The organism is Micromonospora zingiberis, assembly GCF_004331455.1.
GTDB classification, from domain to species: domain Bacteria; phylum Actinomycetota; class Actinomycetes; order Mycobacteriales; family Micromonosporaceae; genus Micromonospora; species Micromonospora zingiberis.
This window is the reverse complement of sequence record NZ_SJJR01000024.1, coordinates 71,728-92,165: the sequence shown is the minus strand read 5'-3', so window position 1 is coordinate 92,165 and position 20,438 is coordinate 71,728. Positions and strand designations below refer to the sequence as shown.

The following is a 20,438-nucleotide window of genomic DNA, read 5'->3' as shown; positions in this document are numbered from 1 at the left end:
GCGTTCGTCCTGAGCCAGGATCAAACTCTCCAACAAAAACTTGAAAAGAAATCCCAGCAACAAACAAATGTTGCCAAAGGAATCCCCACCAGACCAAACCCACAAAGGCTCAGCCCAGCACGGGGTAGAAAATCTAACTTGGCACTGGCTTATCAAGCACCCTGTTGAGTTCTCAAAGAACAACCACACACCAAACTCGGCCTCGAATCCGAAACCTTGTCTGGGGCAACCGCTCCAAACTATCCGAACCGCTTCTCGTGGTCAACCTGAGCTATCAGGTGCCCTTCGAATGCCGTTCGAGACCCACGGTGGCGCACGCCTCTCGGCGGTCGCTTCTTCCGTGGAAACCGCAGACCGGCCAGTCACCGCTCAGGTGACCCGCCCGGCTCCTGCCGGCTTCAGAACCTTACCCGGTCGGCTTCGCGATCGCAACTCCAACTTTCGGAGCCACTCGCACCGCCCAGTCCCGGCCTCGCGATCGACATCGTCGTCCGCCAGTCCGGCGCCCGTTCTCTGCCGGTTTGTCCCGGCTTCCCGCGTGCAGAGAGAAAGTTACGCGTACGCACCGGAGAAGGCAAATCATTGCTTGTCGATGTCCTGGCGATGTCAGCGACGCGGTCGACTGTCGTGGATATAGGAGAACGGGTACCACCGCAGCGCAGCCGCGGACTTCCCTCGCGGTGCACCGGTGACTCCGTGCAGACAGTCGCCTGTGTCGGCATCTCCACGACTGCGTCCTCGCGCCGGCGACCGCGAGGGGCTCCGGCGTGCCAGAGTGTCTGGCATGGATGACGTGTCCCGGCCCGCCAGTCCGGTCCTCGCCGAGGACGCGCTGCTCGGCCTACTGCTGCCGTTCTGGCAACTGATCATCGGAGCGTTCGTACTCTTCGCCGTCGTGGTGTCGATCGGGCGGCTGGCCCGGCGCGGGCCCTCGCGGATGAGCACCGCGCTGCTGGTCACCGCCGCTGCCATCGCCGGGTTCGCGGTGGTGGGCGTGCTGCTTCAGGGTTAGCGTGACGGCCGGGCGTTCGGCGCGCTCAGAGCCGGCGGTTGGCCAGGCTCGGCAGCTCCGCACGGACACGAGCGAGCCGGTCCAGGTCGACGTCGGCGATCGCGAACCCGGGGCCGTCGGAGACCTGGGACAGCACGGTCCCCCACGGGTCGATCACCATGCTGCGTCCGTAACAGGTCCGGCCCGGTTCGTGGTCGCCGGTCTGCCCGGCAGCGGCGACGAAGCACTGGTTCTCGATCGCCCGGGCGCGCAACAGCACCTCCCAGTGGTCGCGTCCGGTGTGCATCATGAACGCCGCGGGCACCACGAGCAGTTGGGCACCACCATCGGTGGCGAGCTGCCGATACAACTCGGGGAAGCGCAGGTCGTAACAGATCGACAGGCCGACCCGGAGTCCCTCGACCTCCACCACCACCGGCCGGTCACCCGGCGCCACCGTTGCCGACTCGTGGTACGAGACGCGACCGGGGATCTCCACGTCGTACAGGTGGATCTTGCGGTAGCTGGCGGCGAGCGTGCCGGAGCGGTCGAAGACCAGCGTGGTGTTCCAGGTGTGCTCGGGATCGGGGCCGGCCTCGTGGAAGGACCCGGCGATCAGCCAGATGCCCCGCCGACGCGCGGTGGCCGCGAAGAACTGGCCGACCTCGCCGTCGACCGGCTCCGGCGCGGGCATCCCGGCGCCCGGGCCCAGGTAGTCGACGTACTCGGGAAGGAGCACCAGGTCCGCGCCGGCGTCGGCCGCGCGGTCGATCAGGGCCTCGGCGGCGACCAGGTTCGCCTTCCGGTCGTCGCGGGAGTTCAGCTGGCAGACGGCGACGCGCATGGCTGTCAGCGTACGGGCGAACTGCCGCAAGCGGCAGGGCGAGGCGCTCGCCGCCGACCGCTCAGGCGGACTTCTCCTCGCGCTCGCGCCGGGCCCGGCGGCCGGTGAACTCACGCGGGACGATGGTCGGATTGACGTTCTCCAGCACCACCTCGCGGGTGATGAGCACCCGGGCGGCGTCGGGGTTGCTGGGCACCTCGTACATCACGGAGAGCAGGACCTCTTCCATGATGGCGCGCAGCCCACGGGCGCCGGTGCCCCGCAGCATCGCCTGGTCGGCGATGGCCTCCAGGGCCGGCCGTTCGAACTCCAGCTCGACGCCGTCCAGCTCGAAGAGGCGCTGGTACTGCCGGACCAGCGCGTTGCGCGGCTCGGTGAGGATGCGCACCAGGGCCGTCCGGTCGAGGCTGCGGACACTGGTGATCACCGGCAGGCGGCCGATGAACTCCGGGATCAGCCCGAACTTGAGCATGTCCTCCGGCATCACCTGACCGAAGATGTCGTCGGTGGAACGCTCGGAGACCGCGCGGAGCCGGGCACCGAAGCCGGTGCCACCGTGGCCGGTACGCGCCTCGATGATCTGATCCAGACCGGCGAAGGCCCCGCCACAGATGAACAGCACGTTCGTGGTGTCGATCTGGATGAACTCCTGGTGCGGGTGCTTACGGCCGCCCTGCGGCGGCACGTTCGCCACGGTGCCTTCGAGCATCTTCAGCAGGGCCTGCTGGACGCCCTCACCGGAGACGTCGCGGGTGATCGACGGATTCTCCGACTTGCGGGCGATCTTGTCGATCTCGTCGATGTAGATGATGCCGGTCTCGGCGCGCTTGATGTCGTAGTCGGCGGCCTGGATCAGCTTGAGGAGGATGTTCTCCACGTCCTCGCCGACGTAGCCGGCCTCGGTCAGCGCGGTGGCGTCGGCGACGGCGAAGGGGACGTTGAGCATCCGGGCGAGGGTCTGCGCCAGGTGGGTCTTGCCGCACCCGGTCGGGCCGAGCAGCAGGATGTTCGACTTGGCCAGCTCGACACCGTCGTTGTTGGCGCCCGGCGCGTTGGCCGCCTCCGCCTGGATCCGCTTGTAGTGGTTGTAGACCGCGACGGCGAGCGCCTTCTTGGCCTGCTCCTGCCCCACCACGTAGGTGTCGAGGAACTGGCAGATCTCCATCGGCTTGGGAAGCTCTTCCCACTTCACCTCGCCGGACTCGGCCAGCTCCTCTTCGATGATCTCGTTGCAGAGATCGATGCACTCGTCGCAGATGTAGACCCCGGGGCCCGCGATGAGCTTCTTGACCTGCTTCTGCGACTTGCCGCAGAAGGAGCACTTGAGTAGGTCGCCGCCGTCACCGATCCGTGCCACCTACGTTCTCCCTGCACTCATCGGCCGGAGCCCCGGCCACGACCTGCGGACGCTACGCTCCGCCCGTCTTCGTCCCATCGCGCCGGTCGCCCGGCGAAGCGGTACGGACCCGACGTTACCCGCTGTCGGAGCTTTCTCCGACCCCCAAAACGGGGTGTGTCAGAGGTCGGCCGGCATCCGAACCGGCCGACCCCTGACCCGGTACCGGTCAGCCAGCCGCGTTGGCGGCCAGCAACCCCTTCTTACGGCTACTGAGGATCGTGTCGACCAGCCCGTACTCCCGGGACTCCTCGGCCGTCATGATCTTGTCACGGTCGATGTCCTTGCGGACCATCTCGACCGGCCGGTTGCAGTGCCGGGAGAGCATCTCCTCCAGCTGGGTACGCATCCGCAGGATCTCCCGGGCCTGGATCTCGATGTCCGAGCCCTGCCCGTAGCCGCCCTCGGTGGCCGGCTGGTGGATGATGATCCGCGAGTTCGGCAGCGCCATCCGCTTACCCGGGGTGCCCGCCGCGAGCAGCACCGCCGCGGCGGAAGCGGCCTGGCCGAGGCAGACGGTCTGAATGTCCGGCCGGACGTACTGCATGGTGTCGTAGATCGCCGTCATCGCGGTGAACGAACCGCCGGGCGAGTTGATGTACATGATGATGTCCCGGTCGGGGTCCGTCCCCTCCAGGGTCAGCAGCTGGGCCATCACGTCGTTGGCCGACGCGTCGTCCACCTGGACACCGAGGAAGATGATCCGGTCCTCGAAGAGCTTGTTGTACGGGTTGGACTCCTTGACCCCGTACGACGTGCGCTCGACGAACGACGGCAGGACGTAGCGGTTGTGCACGGCCGCGAACTGGGGCGGCAGGCTGAGGTCGGTCATCGTCTGCTCCTCGATCAGCTCAGGGTCCCGGCGCCCTCGGGAACCTGTGCGGCCCCGATGATCACCTTGTCGATGAAGCCGTAGTCCATGGCCTCCTGGGCGGTGAACCAGCGGTCGCGGTCCGAGTCCGCCTCGATCTGCGCCTGGGTCTGGCCGGTGTGGTGCGCGACCCGCTCCTGGAACATCCGCTTGGTGTAGAGCATCTGCTCGGCCTGGATCGCGATGTCCGACGCGGTGCCACCGAGGCCGCCCGAGGGCTGGTGCATCATGATCCGGGCGTGCGGCAGAGCGTAGCGCTTGCCCTTGGTGCCCGCGCAGAGCAGCAGCTGGCCCATGGAGGCCGCCATGCCCATCGCCACGGTCGACACGTCGTTGTCGATGTACTGCATGGTGTCGTAGATCGCCATGCCGGAGTAGACCGAGCCACCCGGCGAGTTGATCCAGAGGAAGATGTCCCGGTCCGGGTCCTCCGCCGCGAGCAGCAGCAGCTGCGCGCAGATGCGGTTGGCCACCTGGTCGTTCACCTCGCTGCCCAGGAAGATGATGCGCTCCTTGAGCAACCGGTTGTAGACCGAGTCGTCGAGGTTGCCAATTGAGTCGCCACCTCGGGCGTCAATCGCCCGGAGCGGCTTCGCTGGGATGTGCATGTCGGTCATGGCAGCCCTTCGCTCTCCGTACCGTCGTGTCCGACACTAACCGCTTGGCCGGGCGGCAGAGTCCCGCTCCGGGCACTGTTCGCTCTCAGCGCAGGGGCCTCGGGATGCGTACCCGGAAAGGGATCGGGCCACCACCCACCGCAACCGGCGGACGGTGGCCCCACCCGGCGATCAGTGCTCGTGCGCGTGCTCCGCCTCGCTCGCCTCGCGCAGCGCGTCCAGGCTGATCTGGTTGCCGGCCGAGTCCTTGATCGTGATGCGCTCCATGACCGCGGCGAGCGCCTTGCCCCGGCGGACGTCGCCGTAGACCGCGCCGGCCGCACCGGAGCGGACCAGCTGGTCGTAGTACTGCTGCGGGGCCATGCCGGCGCGCTGGGCACGGTGGACGATCTCGTGGCCGAACTCGTCGTCGGAGACCTGCACGTCCTCGGCGTCGGCGAGGGTGTCGAGCAGCAGCTGGACCTTGACGCCCTGGGTGGCGGCCTCGGTCAACTCAGCGTCGATCTGCTCCTCGGTCTTCTCCTCGGCCGCGAGGTAGTCCTCCATCGAGGCGCCGATCCGCTCCAGCTGGTCGATCATCGCCTGCTTGCGGCTCTCCACCTCGTCCCGGATGACGCCCTCCGGCGCCGGCACCTCGGCGGCCTCGACCAGCTGCTCAAGGGCCTTGTCCCGGGCGGCGTAGATCTGCTCGACCCGCTTGCCGCGAGTGACCCGCTCACGCAGGTCGTCACGCAGCTCCTCGATGGTGTCGAACTCGCTGGCCAGCTGCGCGAACTCGTCGTTCAGCTCGGGCAGCTCCTTCTCCTTGACCGTACGCACGGTCACCAGGACCTCGGCGTCCCGGCCGGCGAAGTCGCCACCGACGAGCTGGGTGGTGAAGGTGGTGTCGTCGCCGGCGGCGAGGCCGACCAGGGCCTCGTCCAGGCCCGGCAGCAGCTGCTTGCTACCCACCTCGTGGGAGATGTTGCTGGCCGAGCCGCCCGGCACCTCCTCGCCGTCGACGGTCGCCCGCAGGTCGATCTGGACGTAGTCGCCCTCGGCCGCGGCGCGCTCGACGGTCTTGAGGGTGGCGAACCGCTCGCGCAGGTTCTTCACCTGCTCGTCGATCTCGCTGTCGTCGACCTGCAACTCGTCGACGGTGACCTCGACGGAGGCCAGATCCGGCACGGTGATCTCCGGCCGGACGTCCACCTCGGCGGTGAAGTTCAGCGAGTCACCGTCGTTGAACTCGGTGATGTCGACCTCGGGACGACCAAGGGTCTTCAGGTCGTGCTCACGGACCGCGGCGAGGATGTTCTGCGGGATGGCCTCCTGCACCGCCTCGTTGAGCACGGTGCCCCGGCCCACCCGCTGGTCGATGATCGCCGGCGGCACCTTCCCCTTACGGAAGCCGGGGATCTGGATCTGCTGGCCGATCTCCCGGTACGCCTTCTTGAGGCTCGGCTCGAGCTCGACGAACGGCACCTCGATGGCGAGCCGCACGCGCGTCGGGCTCAGAGTCTCGACGGTGCTCTTCACAGGCGTACTCCTTGACGGATCTCGGTTGAGTCTGGGCGCACTTTCGGCCCATCGAGTGTAGGCGAACCGGCGTGGCCGACCGGCAGCGCCCGGGGACCCGGCGGCGGAGCTTCCCGCCCGCCGACCGTCCCGGGTGCACCGGCCCCACGCTGGCGGCAGTCGGGGTGGCGGGATTTGAACCCACGGCCCCTCGCTCCCAAAGCGAGTGCGCTACCAAGCTGCGCCACACCCCGTGGCGTCGAGCAGTCTATGCCTTCGGCCCGACACCCGGATGCCGGGGCGCCACCCAACGCGCCGAACAACCACAAACCGGACACGCGCCGTGGTAACTGGCTCGTGGGATGGCTCCGTTACCTGGATGTTGCGGTATCCGTGGCGACGGGATACCGCCAGATCGGCGTACTTGTGGGGATCATGGTCGGCGCGGCGCCGGGGATACGGCCGCGCGAGCTTCGCGGGCATTGGGTAGGCTGTCGGCGCGTCCGGTTCTCCGGGCGTACGCGGGCGTAGCTCAATGGCAGAGCTTCAGTCTTCCAAACTGACGGTGCGGGTTCGATTCCCGTCGCCCGCTCCACCTGTTCAGGCTGGTCAACGCTTGATCATCTTGTCATTTCATCGACAAACTTCAGCGCGCAGGGCGAAGTGGTAGGGAAATGGTAGGGATCTTGGTGCAGCAGCACCCCCTGCGCCGCCCAGCCGTCGAGGTTGCCACCGCGCGGCTTGCGCTAGCCTGTCTTCCGCCGGGGAACTACCGCTGCCGCCGCTTCGGCCGCCGATTTGCCCACGGTCCCGATCAGGTGCCCGTAGGTGTCGCTGGTCAGGCTGATCTTGCTGTGGCCGAGGCGCTTGGAGATGACGGCGATGTCGACACCGCCCTCAATCTGTAGCGACGCCGACCCGTGCCGTAGGTGGTGCAACGCCACGTCGGGCAGCCCGTGTCGACGTGCCAAGCGTTTGAACGTCTTGTACACCTGGTCTGGGTCGAGAGGCGTTCCGTCAGCGCGGGTGAACACGAGGTTCTCCCGGTTCCGGTAGGCCCGACCCAGCGCCAGCCGTTCCTTCGCTTGCTGACGTCGCCACGCCCGCAGCACCAGGATCGTCACGGCGTCGAGGTCAACCGTGCGGTCCTCCCCGTCGCTGGTCTTCGGCCGGACCCGATAACTGACCGCCTGCCCCTGCTTCTCGGCGACCTTCGCCTTGCGGTAGCTGATGCCGGTGATCTGCCACGCAACGATGATGTGTCCGGCGTCGAGGTCAACATCGTCCCAGCTCACGCCGCAGAGTTCGCCCCGACGCAGACCGGCGAAAGCGCCCAAGTGATAGAGCGGGTACAACCGCTCCCCCGCGATGGCATCGAGCCACGCACCAAGTTGCTCCGGCTTCCAGGGCTTCACCTTCCGCCGCGTTTCCCTCGGCCGGTCAGCCAACGCCGCGACGTTGCGAGACAGCTTCTCTGCCCGCATCGCGGCGTTCAGCGCAGCTCGAAGGGTGGCGTGTGCCCGCAGCGCCGTAGCAGGACCGAAACGGCGAGGCACCCTGACCCGCTTCGGTTTCACCGGGCGCTTACGCCCCGCGCGCTTGCGCTCCTCATCGGCCCTCGCGGCCTCGGCCTCGTAACGGGCCTTCAACTCCTTGGCCTTGTTGATCTGCTCCTCGCGTTCCTGCTTGATGGAACGCAATGCGTTGGTGACGTGCTGCGGACGAAGGTCAACAAGCTTGACGTTGCCGATCTTCGGAATCCAGTAGCTCTCGATATGGCGACGGTAGTCAACGATGGTGCCGTCACGAAGACCCCGCACCTCTTCCTGGCTGACCAGCCACTGCCGCAGCCACACCGCCACCGTGATCCCGGCGTCCTGCGGAAGCAGACCCTCACGATGCTTGCGGATCACGTCGGCTCGGGCTCCAGCCGCATCCTTGCCAGTGACGAATCCGCCCTTCTTCACCTGCCGCCGCTGCCCGCTGAGGTCCGACAGCTCCACCATGAACGTCCATGTGTGGCCGCGCCGGCATCCCGCTGGCGAACAGTCGCTCTGACAACGCTGGAACACGCCCACGACGGGCTTGCCACGCTGCACGTACGGTCGGTTCACCTTTCCTCCACATCGTTCCCGCGACCCCGTCCGGAGCCGCTCGGTCCGCGCCGAGGACGCGGGTCGCGTCCTCGGCGCCCTGTGCCGCCTACTCACCGCGTTCTGGCGCCTCATCAATGCCGAGGGCGGCGAGTAGGTCCGCGCGCCGCACGATCAACTTCCGCCCGAGCCGCAGTGGAGTGATCGGTAACTGCCCTGCCGCGAGTGCCCGGTAGGCCGCGCTTCGGCTGATTCCGAACGCCTGCGGCACCACCGGGTCGAACGGAAACGCGACGGGAAGCAGCCGCAGATCGGCTGCGGTGATCCCCCCGCTATCGGTCCCGAACGACGTGATCGACGTACGCGGCGTCGATGGACGCTCCGTCTCGGCGTGGTCGTCAAGCCTGGCCATCTCCGTCACGCCCTCTCCCCCGGCTCGCCAGGCCGGGCCTTGAGGACCACCACGTCTTCATGCTGGACGAGCCATTGCGGGTCGCCGGTGGCGATGGCGTCGCGGGTGTTCTTCTGCTGGAAGAACGAGGCCCGGGGGATGATCACGCCGTCGCGGACACCGCAGATGAGGGCGATGCACTCCTCGACCAGTTCGAGGCCGGCGTTGATGCCGGCGGCGACGACCATGCCGGGGATGTCGATGAGTTCGCCGTGGCGCCGGTAGGGCCGGGCGGTGACGACGACGTGTCCACCGGGGCGCAGCATGGTCCGGCAGCCGGCGAGGATCGCGGTGAATCCGTCGGCGAGTTGGCCGTGGCTGCGGTAGGCGAGGTTGTCCCCGCCGCCGTACTTGTGGTGGATCTTGCGGACCTTGCCGCGTCTCGGTCCGGGGGTGCGGACGTGGCCGTGGGTGGACGGCCCGTACGGCGGTGACGTGATCACCAGGGACACCTGTCCGTGCAGGCTCGCCGGCAGCAGTGCCGGCAGGGCGGTGGAGTCCCCGTGGTAGATCTCGCCCCGTCCCGGTGCTCCGGCTTGGGTGGTGTGGCGGATGTTGTCGGCTGCCTTGGCTACCCATTCGGCTTCGTACTCGACCCCGATGCCGTGCCGACCGAGGTGCATGGCCTCGATGACGGTCGTGCCGATGCCGGCCATCGGGTCGAGCACCACATCGCCCGGGTGGGTGTAGGTGCGGATGGCGTACCGGGGGATGGTGGGCAGCATCTTCCCGGGGTGCATCAACGACTCGGGGGTGTATCGGCCGCGCCGCAGGTCCCGCGACGGGGCCTGGCCCGTGAGCCAGACCGCACCGAGGTAGCCCTCGGCGAGCCGGGCCGCCAAGTCGGACGACACACCGGAAAGCGGCGGTTCGGAGTCGTGGGGGCCGGCGGTGTGCGACGGCGGACGAGGCTCAGACACGGGCGATCTCCTCACCGGTGGCGGTGGTGCCGAACGCGAGCAGGTCCCGGAAGGTCGGGAGGTGCCGGCCGGCGAGCAGACGCCTGCCGTCGTCGGCCTCGCCGGGGGGTTCGGGGGCGGTGCGGGGCTCGTGCTCGGGCAGCGGGACGAGGACGGCGGGGATGTGCTGGTGGTAGAAGAAGCCGACGGCGCGGGCGGCGGCGATGACCGTGGCGCGGTAGCTGACCTCACCCGGACCAGGCAGCGCGGCGGTGACTCCGACGAGCAGGAATCCGCCGGGGCGCAGCAGAGGCCGCCAGGTCCGCATCGTCGTGGCCGCGCTGCCTGCGTCGAGCGCCTGTGTTCCTTGCGGCAGGGTCGCCAGGATCAGGTCGACGGACGCGCCGGTTCGGCGTGCCGCGCGTCGGTTGCGGTGTCCGGGCGGGGGCGGTCGGAACTGCACGCGCGGGCCGTGGCGATCGGTGATCAGCCGGGCCGGTATCCGGCGCAGGTAGGCGGTCGCCGCGCGGGTGGCGTGGTGCGCGTCGAGGTCGAGCACCACGCCACCTACGGCGGTGTAGCGGCGGATGAGGTAGGCGAGCTGGCTCGGGGACAGCCCGTGCCAGTGCGGCACCCCCGGATCGGGCGTGCGTGGGACGCGGGTACGGGGAAGGAGCAACCCGACCGGTGCCGGCTGAGGCCGGTCACCGGGGGCGGTGGAGCTGGGCTTCGGCATGGGCGTGTGGGCCACGTCCGCCGACGAGCGCTGACACTAGGGGATTACAAATCCCGGCCCCGGATTGGAAACCGCGCTCCGCGCCGACCACGGCACATCATCCGCCGCCGCCCGGTTGAACAAGATCCTCAACGGGTTGAACACGCAGGTCAGAGCCGTCGAGACACCGACCGTCGACATCGCCCGAGCCGTGTGGAGCGCCGCCGAGATCGGTGACCGGTTAAACAAGATCATCGCTGGTCTGAACAAGATCTTCACCTGCTTGAACACAAGGCGGCAACCACCTCGGGACCTTGAACAACATCGCGATGGGAGGTGAGCGCGAGTGGCGAGTGCCGCCTTATGGCCGTCCCGCTTCAGCCCGTGGCTGCCTCGCGGGCGGCGCGTGTTCAAGGGTGCCGTTCCGACGCGGCTGCGGCCTGTGCGGAGGGCCTTGAACAGCCTGACCACGGGCTGCACGCCATAGCTCGGGGGTCCGGCGGCCGACGTAGAGACGCATTGACGGGGACCGGCGATGGCCGGGTTGAACACGTGTCGAGACACCTTGAACAAGATCAGCAGTGTTCATGATCTGTTCAAAGGCCCTGGTGGCGTGGTGGCACAGCGCCGACCGGCATCCCGCCGGACGGCACACGGTCACCACGAGGGAGCACCACCATGGACCGTCGCATCCCCGCCACCGGCCCGGCTGCCGGGCCGCGTGGCGAGACGCTGCTCACCGAGATCGAGTACCGGTTCCGGCTGATGGGGCAGGGACCGAGCCCGCTGTCGGTGGACGGCCGCAGCCTCGGTCACGGCCTGCCTCGCCGGGCCATTGCTCTGCCGGAGCTGTCGGCGATCCTGATGCACCCGTCCTGCGGCTACGCCGCCCGGGACGCTGCCTGGCGGCTGCTGGTGCAGCGCGCCCGTACCGGTGACCCGGCGTGGCGTGCCGGTGCGGTCGGTGTCGCGTTGCCGGGCTTGCGGTTCAAGGCGTACCTGCTGGCCAAGCTGTTCACCGGAGACGTGCAGGCCGCCATCGTCGAGCACTTCCTACGTGCTCTCGGCACGGTCGATGCGGCGAGGCCGGGTGTGGTCGGGAACCTGCTGTCGGCGGCGTTCTCCAAGGCCCGCACGGAGCTGCGGGACCTGGAGCCCGCCTCGTCCGGGGCACCGAACCACGCCCCGGGTGCGGTGGTGCGGCCGGCCCCGTACGGGCACCCGGATCTCGTCCTCGCCCGCGCGGTCACCGCCGAGGTCATCACCGTCCAGGAGGCGGAGCTGATCGGCGCGACTTACCTGGAAGAGGTCAGCCTCACCGCGTACGCCGAACGCACCGGCCAGCCCCGCTGGAACCTCTACAAGCGCCGCACCGCCGCCGTCGCCCGGCTGCGGGCCGCGATCGAGTCCGGTGAACTGTCCGACCCCTACGCCGACGTGGTCAACGAAGCCACGGCGACCCTGGTCCTCGACGCGCCCACAGCCCGGAAGCAGCGCTCCTGAGCTGCGGCTTTCCAATCCGAGGCACGGATTTGTAATCCCCTAGTGCGGGACTTTCCGCGCAGGTGACCTTGTTCCGACCGGACCCGTTGACGGCGCTGACACCCCGCACGGTCCCCGGCCCCATCGCCACGTCTGGTGAGGAGGACGGCCGCGCCGGTCGGCACCCGCAGGTCACCTCGCAACGCCCGGTCCCGCCTTCGTTACCGCCCATTCGCACACCCCGCGCCCCTGCCTGGGGCTGCCTCGGCGTGCGTCCATGGAGGTGCCCGATCCCATGAACCATCGTCCTGTCCCGCGTCCCGAGGTGGCGGCGCCCCGCCGCCTCGGGACGGGCAGGCGGGGACGGCTGACCGTTCCTCGCCTGCGTCGACACGTCCCGCCAACGGTCCGCGTCGGGCTGGTGGTGCTCGGTACCGCCGCGGTGACGGTGGCCCTCGCCGCCGTGCCCATCGCCGCCCACGCGGCCGAGCCCGCCTCGGTGATGCTGGCCGCCGAGTCGATCCAACAGGTCGCCAACCGGATCCGTGCCTGGCTTGTCAGCATCCTCGTCGCGGTCGCCACGCTGTTCCTGACTGTCGGCGGCCTGCGCTACCTGGCCGCGAACGGCGATCCGGGCGAGGTCGAGAAGGCCAAACTCGCGTTGCGGTCCGCCGCGATCGGCTACGCCCTCGCACTGCTCGCGCCGCTGTTCGTGACCATCGTCGGCGCGTGGGTGGCGTGATGGACGCTCTCTCGATCCGACCCCACCCTGTCGTCCGGCGGGTGGTGCTGCTGTGGCTCGGCGTCATGCTTCTCGCCGGCCTGACCGTCGCCTTCGCGGGGACGGCGCAGGCGCAGCCGAGCCCGGCACCTGGTCCGGTCAGCACACCGACGCCGGGTGTGCCCGACCCGGGCGTGCGCCCGCCGGGGGCCGAGCCGTCACCGTCCGAGGAGCCCACGCCGGCACCCGCGCCCGGCCCGGCCCCAACTCCCGGCCCGCCGTCGCAGGGAGTCGATGACGATCCGGCCTGGTACGACGTCGGCGGCCAGATCCGTAAAGCCGTCGTGGACCTGGTGGTGTGGGCTGCCGAGCAGGCTCTCCAGCCGGTGATGGAAGCCCTCGGCGCATCGTGGCTGTCGACCCCGGACCTCACGGTGAACGAGCACGTGAAGGCGATCTGGACGACCAGCCTGGTCGTCGCTAACGGCGTTGTCGTCTTGTTCATCGTGGCCGGTGGGTTCCTGGTCACCGCCCGGGAAACGTTGCAAACGCAGTACGGGCTCAAGCAGGTGCTACCCCGCATCGCCGTGGGTGTGGTCCTGGCGAATTGCAGCCTGATCATCGGTCAGAAGGCGATCGAGCTGACCAATGCGCTCACCGTCGCTATCGCGGGGAACACGATCGACGGCCCGAGTGCGGCGACGGCGATCCGGCAGATCGTGGACGACGCTCTGCGAGGCGGCGGGTTTCTGATGGCGTTGCTGGTCATCGCGGTGATCGTGATGTGCCTCGTCCTGGAGTTCACCTTCGTGCTGCGGCTCGCCGCCCTGGTCATCCTGCTCGGGGTTGCCCCGGCGGCGTTGATCTGCCACGCAAGCCCGCTCACCGAGGGAGTGGCCCACCTGTGGTGGCGCTGCACGCTGGCCTGCCTCGGCCTGCAACTCGGCCAGGCCATCGTCGTCATGGCCAGCATCAAGGTGTTCCTCACCCCCGCCGGACCGACCGTGATGGGTATACCCGCGACCGAGCACGGGCTCCTCGGCATCGTGGTGTGCCTGACGATGCTGTGGCTGCTGATCAAACTGCCGGGCTGGATGCGACAGTTCGTCCTCGGCCCGCTCGGACAGCGCAACGGCCGAGGACTGCTCGGGCAACTCGTCCACGCCTTCCTGATGATCAAAACGATCGGGGCGGCGGCCGGCATCCTGGGCGGCGCGAGCACCGCCCGGACCGCCGCACGGACGACTCCCCGTCCGTCCGGCCCCCGTCCGCTGCCCGGTGGCCCCCGTCCGCCCCGCCCGGCCCGTCCGCCTCGACCGGGGACGGCTCCCGTCCCGCCGTCCCCGCCGGGACCGGCCGCGTTCAGCCACGCCCCGGCCAGCCACACGCCGCTGCCCGCGCCGTCCGGGACGAACGCCGCCCCGGCCTTCAGCCACCCGGCCGCCCCGTCCACGCCACCGTCCCCGCCGTCCGCAGGCGTCGGGGCCGTGCAGTTCTCCCACCCGTCCCCGCCCCAGCCGAGTCCGCCAGCACCGGTCGTGCCACCGGCACGGGTCGCCTTCAGTGCCGCCGAGACGACGACACCGAGACCAGTGCGTAGCGGTGCGGCACCGGCGGTGGCGTTCTCGGCCGCACCAGGACGGCAGAGCGCGCCGCGTCGGCCACCTGCCCCGGTCGCGCCCGTGTTTTCCGCAGCCCAGGCCACCCCCGCGACCGGCACTCGGACCGCGCGGGAAGGGTCGGGGGCGGTTCCGCCGGGAGGCTCCACGCCCGCGACCCGGCCCACGGCAGCGCGGCGTGTCACCCCGACCCCACGACCAGCCGGCACACCCGTGCGAACCCCACCAGCGGCGAGTGCCGCCGCCCGGCGGGCCACGGCGACCGGCACGCCCCGTCCCCGTCCGCAGTCCCCGTCCGTACCGCCGTCCCCGGACGGTCGCCGGTCGGCGGCACCGTCCCCGGCTCCACCGTCCGCGCCTCGTCCGGCGAGGCCGTCCGCACCCACCAGCGCGATGCCGGTGGACCCGTCCGCCGTCCGCGCTGGACGGCCTCCGTCCCCGCCGCCGGATCGGCCTGCCCGACCGTCCGCGCCGCAGCGGCGCCCGTCCACACCGAGGGGTGATCAGCCGTGAACCGCCACACGGACGAGGCTCCGATGCGGGCTCGGGTGCCCGCCGACATCGAGCGCCCTGATCGGCTTGCGTTCGGCATGTCGGGACGGCAGTTGGTGATCCTCGCCGTGGCGGGTCTGCTGCTCTACGCGGCGTGGACGGCGGTGGCCACCGTGGTACACCCGCTGGTGTTCGTGGTGGGCGCGATCCCGGTCGCCGCTGGGGCGTTCCTCCTCGCGGTCGGCCGCCGGGACGGCATCAGCCTCGACGCCTGGCTCGTCGCGGCCCTGCGGCATCGCCGCAGCCCGCGTCGGCTCGTGCCGGTCGACCGACCGGTCCTCCCGGCTCCGGCGTGGGTTGCCACCACCGCCGGGCCGGGTGACCGGCTACCGGTGCCCGCGCCGCTGCGGCTGCCCGCGCAAGGTGTCACCGTCGATGGGCTGATCGATCTCGGCTCGGACGGCACGACGGGCCTGGTCGCCGCCTCGACGGTGGCGTTCGGGCTGCGTACGCCCGGCGAACAGAACAGTCTGGTGGCCGGGTTCGCGCGGTGGCTACACAGCCTCGACGGCCCGGCGCAGATCGTGGTGCGGGCGCAGCGGGTGGACCTGACCTACCTCGCCGACCGGTTCCTCACCGCCGCCCCCGGGCTGCCGCATCCCGCGTTGGAGGACGCCGCCCGCGCGCACGTGGCGTTTCTCGATGACCTGGCCGCGCGGCGCGAGTTGCTGCATCGACAGGTCACGGTCGCCGTGCGCAGCCGACGCGGCGGGCACCACGCCGCTCACACAGCGGCCGATGCGGTGCGTGCCCTCGCCGGCTGTGAGGTGCCTGCCCGGGTGCTCGATGGGTCGGACGCGGCGGTGCGGCTCGCGGCCAGCCTCGACCCCACCGCCCCACCCCTCGTCCTACGCCCCCACAACTGGAGGTGACCAGTGGTGAAGCTGCTTTCCGCACTGCTGCCAACGCGGCGGCGTGCCGTGCCTGAGTCGCCCACGGTCCTGCCCGGCTCCCCGGACGCCGTCGAGGTCGACGGCCGGCACGTGCGGGTCGGGGACGGCTACTCCGCCACCCTGGCCGTTGTCGGCTACCCGGCCGAGGTCGGCCCGGGGTGGGCCGAGCCACTCTTGTCCTACCCGGGCCTGGTCGATGCCGCGTTTCACATCGAGCCCGTCGCGCCGGCGGTGGCCGCTGAGCGGCTGCGTAAGCAGCGTGGCCGGTTCGAGTCCTCCCGCCGGCAGGACGCGGCCAAGGGCCGCCTCGACGATCCCGAACTCGACGCCGCCGCGGTCGACGCCGCCGAGCTGGCCGGGCGGGTCGCCCGAGGCGAAGCCCGGTTGTTCCGCCTCGGCCTGTACCTGACTGTCCACGGCACCAGCCCTGATGAGTTGGCCGACCGGGTGGCCGAGGTGCGGTCCCTCGCGGCGTCGCTGCTGCTGGACACCGCGCCCGTGACGTGGCGGCAGTTGCAAGGCTGGATCAGCGGCCTACCCCTGGCCTACGACGCGCTGGGGATGAAGCGGGTCTTCGACACCGACGCCCTCGCCGCGAGCTTTCCGTTCACGTCGCCCGATCTGCCCGACACCGCCGCAGACAGCGGCATGGGTGTGTTGTTCGGCCTCAACCTGCACTCGGCCGGGGTCGTGGTGTGGGACCGGTGGGCGCAGTCCAACTACAACGCCGTCATCCTCGCCCGCTCCGGGGAAGGCAAGTCGTACCTGGCCAAGCTCGACCTGCTGCGCAACCTGTGCCTCGGGGTGGAGGCGTTCGTCATCGACCCCGAAGACGAATACCTGCGGCTGGCCGACGCGGTCGGCGGCACGGTCATCCGGCTCGGCACGCCAGGGGTGAAGATCAACCCACTCGACCTGCCGCCCGGCGACGATGCCCTCAACGACCGGGCACGGTTCATGCAGACCCTCGTCGCGGTCATGGCTAGCGGCGACACCGCCGTCAGCGCGCCCCTGCCCGGCGACGAAGCACGCTCCCTCGACATCGCGGTACTGGCCGCATACCGGGCCAAGGGCATCACCACCGACCCGCGCACCTGGAAACGTCCAGCACCACTGCTGACCGATGTGACGGCCGTGCTGGAGGACACCGACGACGCTGGCCGCCGAGTCGCCGCCCGCCTGCACCCCTATGTCGCCGGGAGCATGAAGGGCCTGTTCGACGGGCCGACAACCACCGCCGCCCGAGGGCACCTGGTGGTGTTCGCCATCAAGGACCTTCCCGAACAGCTTCACCCGGTGGGCACGCTGCTCACCCTGGACACGATCTGGCGCACCGTACGCGGCGCGACCACCTCCGGTCAGCGGCCCGATGCGCTGCGGATGGTGCTGGTGGACGAGGCGTGGAAGCTGCTGTCCGGCGGTCGCGGCGGCGTGTTCCTGGAGACCCTGGCCAAGTCCGCCCGCAAGTACGGCACCGGCTTGACCGTGGTGACTCAGGATGCCGCTGACGTGCTCGCCACCAAGACCGGCCGCGCCGTCGTCTCCAACGCCGCCACGCAGGTGTTGCTGCGGCAGGCCCCGCAAGCGATCGACGCCGTGGCCGAGGCGTTCGGACTCACCGACGGCGAGCGGGCGTTCCTGCTGTCCTGCCAACGCGGAGACGCCCTGCTCACGGCGGGATCGGCGCGGGTGGCCTTCCACAGCCACGCCTCGGCCACCGAGCACGAGTTGATCGTCACAGGCCCGGTCACCGGCGCACCGGCCCGCCGCCGCTGAGCCTCTTCCGTCCGCTGATCGGAGTCCCTGATGGTTCCCGTCCGTGTCCTGTCTCCATCCTCGCCGTCGCCGCCTCTGGAGCCTGCCGGGTGTGTGCCTGGTCAGGGCGGCGTGCCCGACTCCGTTGTCGGTGAGCTGCTGTGCGGGTCCTGGGGCGATGACGCTACCGACGCCGTGTGGCGTCTCGTCCGCGACCGGTGGCCGTTGCTGCTCGCCGCCGTGGCGGCGCTGCTCGCCGTGCGGGTCGCGTGGGCGCTGTGGCGGCGTCGCGTCTGGCGGCGGCACGCCGCCGCAGCACGCTGGCTGGAGATCACCCCGCCGGTGACCGCCACTCCGGCCGCGACGGTCGGTCTGTGGCGGCTGCTCGCCACGGTGTTGCCCGCGCCGCGTCGGTGGGCGCTGCGCCCGGCCCGGCTCGTGTGGGAGGTCGCCGCCGACCCGGAGGGGATGCGCTGCGGGCTGTGGCTACCGCCCGGGGTCAACCCGACCGCCGTGGTGCGGCTGCTGCAACGCGGCTGGCCCGGCGCACGGGCCGAACAGACCCGCCCACCGGCCGTCCCGACGACCGGGGCCGTGGCCGCCCTCGCGGTCTGGCCCACCCAGCCCGAGTGGCTGCCCCTGGTCGAGGACACCACACCGGCACCGCGCCGAGGCACGGACGCGGGCGCCCCCGAAGAGGACCGGCTCCGGGCCGTCTATGGCGGCCTCGCCTCAGCCGGGCGCACCGGCGGCGCGCTCCTACAGGTCCACCTCGGCCGGGCACCAGCGCACCGCCTGCGGGTGCTACGCCGCGCGATGACCAACCCGCAACAAGCTCGCAGCCCCCGAGGGGCATCCCGCGCGATCGGGCTGCTCGCTGACGGGCTGCGCGGGCTGATCATCGGCGTCTTGGACATCGTCACGCCCGGCCCGTCGAGCCCGAGGCGGCGCACCAGCTCGACCGACCCGTACACCGCCGAGCTGGCCCGGCAGGCGCGGGCGAAGTACGCCGACGCACCCCACCTGCTCGTCGCCGTGCATACGGTCGCCGCTGGCCCGACCAAGGCCGCCGCCGTCGCGGCGGCGGCTGATGTCAGCTCCGGGTTCGGGTTGCTGTCGGCGCACGTCACCCGCCGCCGGCTCCGCCGTGGTGCGGTCGCGGCGGCCGACCGGTGGGTGCCCGAGGCCCGGATGAGCCTCGTCTCCGTCGCGGAAGCCGCCGCCTTCGCCGGCCTGCCCGCCGAGCCGGCCGCCTACGGCCTACCCGGTGCGGCGTCCCGGCGTCGGCCTGCCACCCGCGACATCTTCCGCGCCGTCCCTGCCCCGCGCCAGCGCCCGCTCGCCGACCCACCAGCCCTGTCGCAGCGGAGCGGCGAGCACGGCGACCCGCCGACCGTCTGGAGCACACCGTGAACAAGATCGAATCCAGGGCTGCCGTGTCGAAGTCCCGTCCGGAGGGCCGCAGGCTGAACCTGGTGCCGCTCGACCAGCGGCACGGCCTGGGCGGCAAGGTCATCGGCGTCGCCAACGCCGGGCCGCCGATGCGGGTCGGGATCTCCTTGACCGATTGCCGGTACCACGTCCACGCGCTCGGGCCGACCGGCACAGGCAAGACGACCCTGCTGATGCGGATGATCCTGGACGACGTGGAGGCCGGGCGCGGCGTGGCCGCGTTCGACCCGGCCAAGGGCGACCTGATCCGTGACCTGCTGGCCCGGCTGCCCACGTCGTGCGGTGACCGGCTGGTCCTGATCGACCCGGAGGAGCGGGCCGCGCCCCCGGCGATCAACCTGCTTGACCCGGCTGTGCACGGCGGCAGCGCGCACGATGTGGCGGCGAACCTCACGGCGGTGATGGCGAAGGTGTGGTCGCGGTGGTGGGGTCACCGGACCGCCGACATCTGCTACCACGGCCTGCTCACCCTCGCTCACGTCGAAGGCGCCACCCTCGCCCAGCTACCGCGGCTGCTGTCCGACTCCACCTGGCGAGCCGAACGGATCGCTACCGCTACCGGCAAGCTGAACGCCTGGGAGGGCAACACCCTCGGCGAGTTCTGGGAAGGCTTCAACGAACTGCCCGCCGCGCAGCGCTCCGGCCTCGTGGCCCCGCTGTTGTCCCGGCTGCGCCTGGTGCTGGCGCATCCGATGGCGAACAGCCTGTTCGGGGTGCCGGCCACCACGTTCTCCTTCGCGGACATCCTCGACGGCGGCATCATGCTCGCGCGGCTGCCCAAGGGGGTCATCGGCGAGGACGGCACCCGCCTGGTCGGCTCCCTGCTGCTGGCGGGGTTGTGGCAGGCCACCACCGCCCGCGCCCGCATCCCGGAGGATGAGCGTCCCGACGCGATGATCGTGTTGGACGAGTGCCACAACTTCCTGCATCTGCCCATCGGGCTCGATGACGCTCTCGCCGAGGCCCGCGGCTTGCACACCTCGTTCGTCCTCGCCCACCAGTACCTCGGTCAGTTGTCCGGGGACATGGTGGAGGCGATCGACGCCAACGCGCGGAACAAGGTGTACTTCGCCCTCGCCCCCCGCGACGCCATCGACCAAGCCCGGCACCTGCGGCCGTACCTCGATGACGGAGATCTGATCCGTCTCGGCGGCTACGAAGTCGTTCTGCGGCCCGTCGCCGGTGGCCGGGTTGTGCCACCGGTCACCGCCGATACTGAGCCGCCACCGCCGGCCGTCGCGGGGCGTGCCGGCGAGCTGCGCCGCGCGGCCCGAGACCACACCGGCCTGCCCGTGAAGCAGCGGCGGCGGCTGCTCGCCGAAGCCGCTACCGCCTCGGCCACCGCCGACTCTTCCGTCCCGGTCGATGCCGAGGTCGGTGACCTGGTGGGTCGGAACACCTTCGCTGTTCAGGGCGAGGGTTCTAACGAGAGGTCTAACGAGCGATCCAACGAGGAACGCAACGACCACGAACCACCGGGTGAACACGCCCCCTTGAACACGCCATACGCGCACGTGGACGGCGGTGAGGAGGACCGGTGGACCGGAACCGACTGATAAGAGATATCCCTCCTACCCGCACACCTGCCAC

Annotated in this window: 18 protein-coding genes and 2 tRNA genes; 10 read left to right on the top strand and 10 right to left on the bottom strand. The window is 70.4% G+C overall.

Features of this window, described 5'->3' with window-relative positions:
• Positions 1 to 784: 784 nt before the first annotated feature.
• Complete coding sequence (locus E0H26_RS25660) at positions 785 to 1,012, top strand: hypothetical protein (protein WP_131308079.1); 228 nt, start codon at positions 785 to 787, stop codon at positions 1,010 to 1,012.
• 25 nt (positions 1,013 to 1,037) lie between these two features.
• On the opposite strand, the gene E0H26_RS25655 is transcribed toward E0H26_RS25660, so the two are convergent.
• The 6 genes from E0H26_RS25655 to E0H26_RS25630 form a co-directional block, all read right to left on the bottom strand.
• Positions 1,038 to 1,835, bottom strand: coding sequence for a carbon-nitrogen hydrolase family protein (locus E0H26_RS25655; protein ID WP_131308077.1), 798 nt, complete (start codon positions 1,833 to 1,835; stop codon positions 1,038 to 1,040).
• Between the two features lie 61 nt (positions 1,836 to 1,896).
• Positions 1,897 to 3,192 carry an ATP-dependent Clp protease ATP-binding subunit ClpX gene (gene clpX / locus E0H26_RS25650; protein ID WP_131308075.1) on the bottom strand — a complete coding sequence of 432 codons (1,296 nt, stop codon included), beginning with the start codon at positions 3,190 to 3,192 and terminating at the stop codon, positions 1,897 to 1,899.
• Positions 3,193 to 3,400: 208 nt separating this feature from the next.
• Complete coding sequence (locus E0H26_RS25645) at positions 3,401 to 4,063, bottom strand: ATP-dependent Clp protease proteolytic subunit (protein ID WP_131308073.1); 663 nt, start codon at positions 4,061 to 4,063, stop codon at positions 3,401 to 3,403.
• Positions 4,064 to 4,077: 14 nt separating this feature from the next.
• The gene (locus E0H26_RS25640) at positions 4,078 to 4,719 is read right to left on the bottom strand and encodes an ATP-dependent Clp protease proteolytic subunit (protein ID WP_131308072.1); all 642 of its coding nucleotides are present in this window, start codon (positions 4,717 to 4,719) and stop codon (positions 4,078 to 4,080) included.
• A 171-nt stretch (positions 4,720 to 4,890) separates the two neighbouring features.
• Entirely contained in the window at positions 4,891 to 6,237 is a 1,347-nt protein-coding gene (tig, locus tag E0H26_RS25635) for a trigger factor (protein ID WP_131308070.1), read from the bottom strand.
• Between the two features lie 159 nt (positions 6,238 to 6,396).
• Positions 6,397 to 6,470, bottom strand: a tRNA-Pro gene (locus tag E0H26_RS25630).
• Between the two features lie 267 nt (positions 6,471 to 6,737).
• On the opposite strand from E0H26_RS25630, the gene E0H26_RS25625 reads away from it, so the two are divergent.
• Positions 6,738 to 6,811 (top strand) — tRNA-Gly (locus E0H26_RS25625).
• A gap of 151 nt (positions 6,812 to 6,962) precedes the next feature.
• Here E0H26_RS25625 and E0H26_RS25620 read toward each other — a convergent pair.
• From E0H26_RS25620 to E0H26_RS25605, 4 genes are all read right to left on the bottom strand, one after another.
• Positions 6,963 to 8,330, bottom strand: coding sequence for a tyrosine-type recombinase/integrase (locus tag E0H26_RS25620; RefSeq protein WP_165521984.1), 1,368 nt, complete (start codon positions 8,328 to 8,330; stop codon positions 6,963 to 6,965).
• Positions 8,331 to 8,418: 88 nt separating this feature from the next.
• On the bottom strand, positions 8,419 to 8,730 hold the full coding sequence (locus tag E0H26_RS29660; RefSeq protein ID WP_131308065.1) for a MerR family transcriptional regulator: 312 nt from the start codon (positions 8,728 to 8,730) through the stop codon (positions 8,419 to 8,421).
• A complete protein-coding gene (locus E0H26_RS25610) occupies positions 8,727 to 9,680 on the bottom strand; it encodes a TRM11 family SAM-dependent methyltransferase (protein ID WP_240742370.1) in 954 nt (317 codons plus the stop codon). Before E0H26_RS25610 ends, E0H26_RS29660 begins: the two co-directional genes overlap by 4 nt.
• Positions 9,673 to 10,395, bottom strand: coding sequence for a hypothetical protein (locus E0H26_RS25605; RefSeq protein WP_131308063.1), 723 nt, complete (start codon positions 10,393 to 10,395; stop codon positions 9,673 to 9,675). The genes E0H26_RS25610 and E0H26_RS25605 overlap by 8 nt, the downstream gene beginning before the upstream one ends.
• 64 nt (positions 10,396 to 10,459) lie before the next feature.
• On the opposite strand from E0H26_RS25605, the gene E0H26_RS25600 reads away from it, so the two are divergent.
• From E0H26_RS25600 to E0H26_RS25565, 8 genes are all read left to right on the top strand, one after another.
• Entirely contained in the window at positions 10,460 to 10,714 is a 255-nt protein-coding gene (locus E0H26_RS25600) for a hypothetical protein (RefSeq protein WP_131308061.1), read from the top strand.
• Positions 10,715 to 11,052: 338 nt separating this feature from the next.
• Positions 11,053 to 11,877 (top strand): hypothetical protein, encoded by an 825-nt coding sequence (locus E0H26_RS25595; protein ID WP_131308059.1) that lies wholly within the window; start codon positions 11,053 to 11,055, stop codon positions 11,875 to 11,877.
• A gap of 274 nt (positions 11,878 to 12,151) precedes the next feature.
• Entirely contained in the window at positions 12,152 to 12,598 is a 447-nt protein-coding gene (locus E0H26_RS25590) for a pilin (RefSeq protein WP_131308057.1), read from the top strand.
• The gene (locus tag E0H26_RS25585) at positions 12,598 to 14,709 is read left to right on the top strand and encodes a TrbL/VirB6 family protein (protein WP_240742369.1); all 2,112 of its coding nucleotides are present in this window, start codon (positions 12,598 to 12,600) and stop codon (positions 14,707 to 14,709) included. Before E0H26_RS25590 ends, E0H26_RS25585 begins: the two co-directional genes overlap by 1 nt.
• Positions 14,710 to 14,756: 47 nt before the next feature.
• Positions 14,757 to 15,620, top strand: a complete 864-nt coding sequence (locus tag E0H26_RS25580) for a PrgI family protein (RefSeq protein ID WP_240742375.1) — start codon at positions 14,757 to 14,759, stop codon at positions 15,618 to 15,620.
• Between the two features lie 6 nt (positions 15,621 to 15,626).
• The gene (locus tag E0H26_RS25575; protein ID WP_131308053.1) at positions 15,627 to 17,417 is read left to right on the top strand and encodes a VirB4 family type IV secretion system protein; all 1,791 of its coding nucleotides are present in this window, start codon (positions 15,627 to 15,629) and stop codon (positions 17,415 to 17,417) included.
• A gap of 111 nt (positions 17,418 to 17,528) precedes the next feature.
• The gene (locus E0H26_RS25570; protein ID WP_131308051.1) at positions 17,529 to 18,809 is read left to right on the top strand and encodes a hypothetical protein; all 1,281 of its coding nucleotides are present in this window, start codon (positions 17,529 to 17,531) and stop codon (positions 18,807 to 18,809) included.
• On the top strand, positions 18,806 to 20,404 hold the full coding sequence (locus tag E0H26_RS25565; RefSeq protein ID WP_240742368.1) for a type IV secretory system conjugative DNA transfer family protein: 1,599 nt from the start codon (positions 18,806 to 18,808) through the stop codon (positions 20,402 to 20,404). The genes E0H26_RS25570 and E0H26_RS25565 overlap by 4 nt, the downstream gene beginning before the upstream one ends.
• The last annotated feature ends 34 nt before the right edge of the window (positions 20,405 to 20,438 follow it).

Coding starts and splice junctions, on each gene's coding strand:
- E0H26_RS25660 (WP_131308079.1), top strand. CDS start 785: ATGGATGACGTGTCCCGGCCCGCCAGTCCGGTCCTCGCCGAGGACGCG.
- E0H26_RS25655 (WP_131308077.1), bottom strand. CDS start 1,835: ATGCGCGTCGCCGTCTGCCAGCTGAACTCCCGCGACGACCGGAAGGCG.
- E0H26_RS25645 (WP_131308073.1), bottom strand. CDS start 4,063: ATGACCGACCTCAGCCTGCCGCCCCAGTTCGCGGCCGTGCACAACCGC.
- E0H26_RS25640 (WP_131308072.1), bottom strand. CDS start 4,719: ATGACCGACATGCACATCCCAGCGAAGCCGCTCCGGGCGATTGACGCC.
- E0H26_RS25605 (WP_131308063.1), bottom strand. CDS start 10,395: ATGCCGAAGCCCAGCTCCACCGCCCCCGGTGACCGGCCTCAGCCGGCA.
- E0H26_RS25595 (WP_131308059.1), top strand. CDS start 11,053: ATGGACCGTCGCATCCCCGCCACCGGCCCGGCTGCCGGGCCGCGTGGC.
- E0H26_RS25590 (WP_131308057.1), top strand. CDS start 12,152: ATGAACCATCGTCCTGTCCCGCGTCCCGAGGTGGCGGCGCCCCGCCGC.
- E0H26_RS25585 (WP_240742369.1), top strand. CDS start 12,598: ATGGACGCTCTCTCGATCCGACCCCACCCTGTCGTCCGGCGGGTGGTG.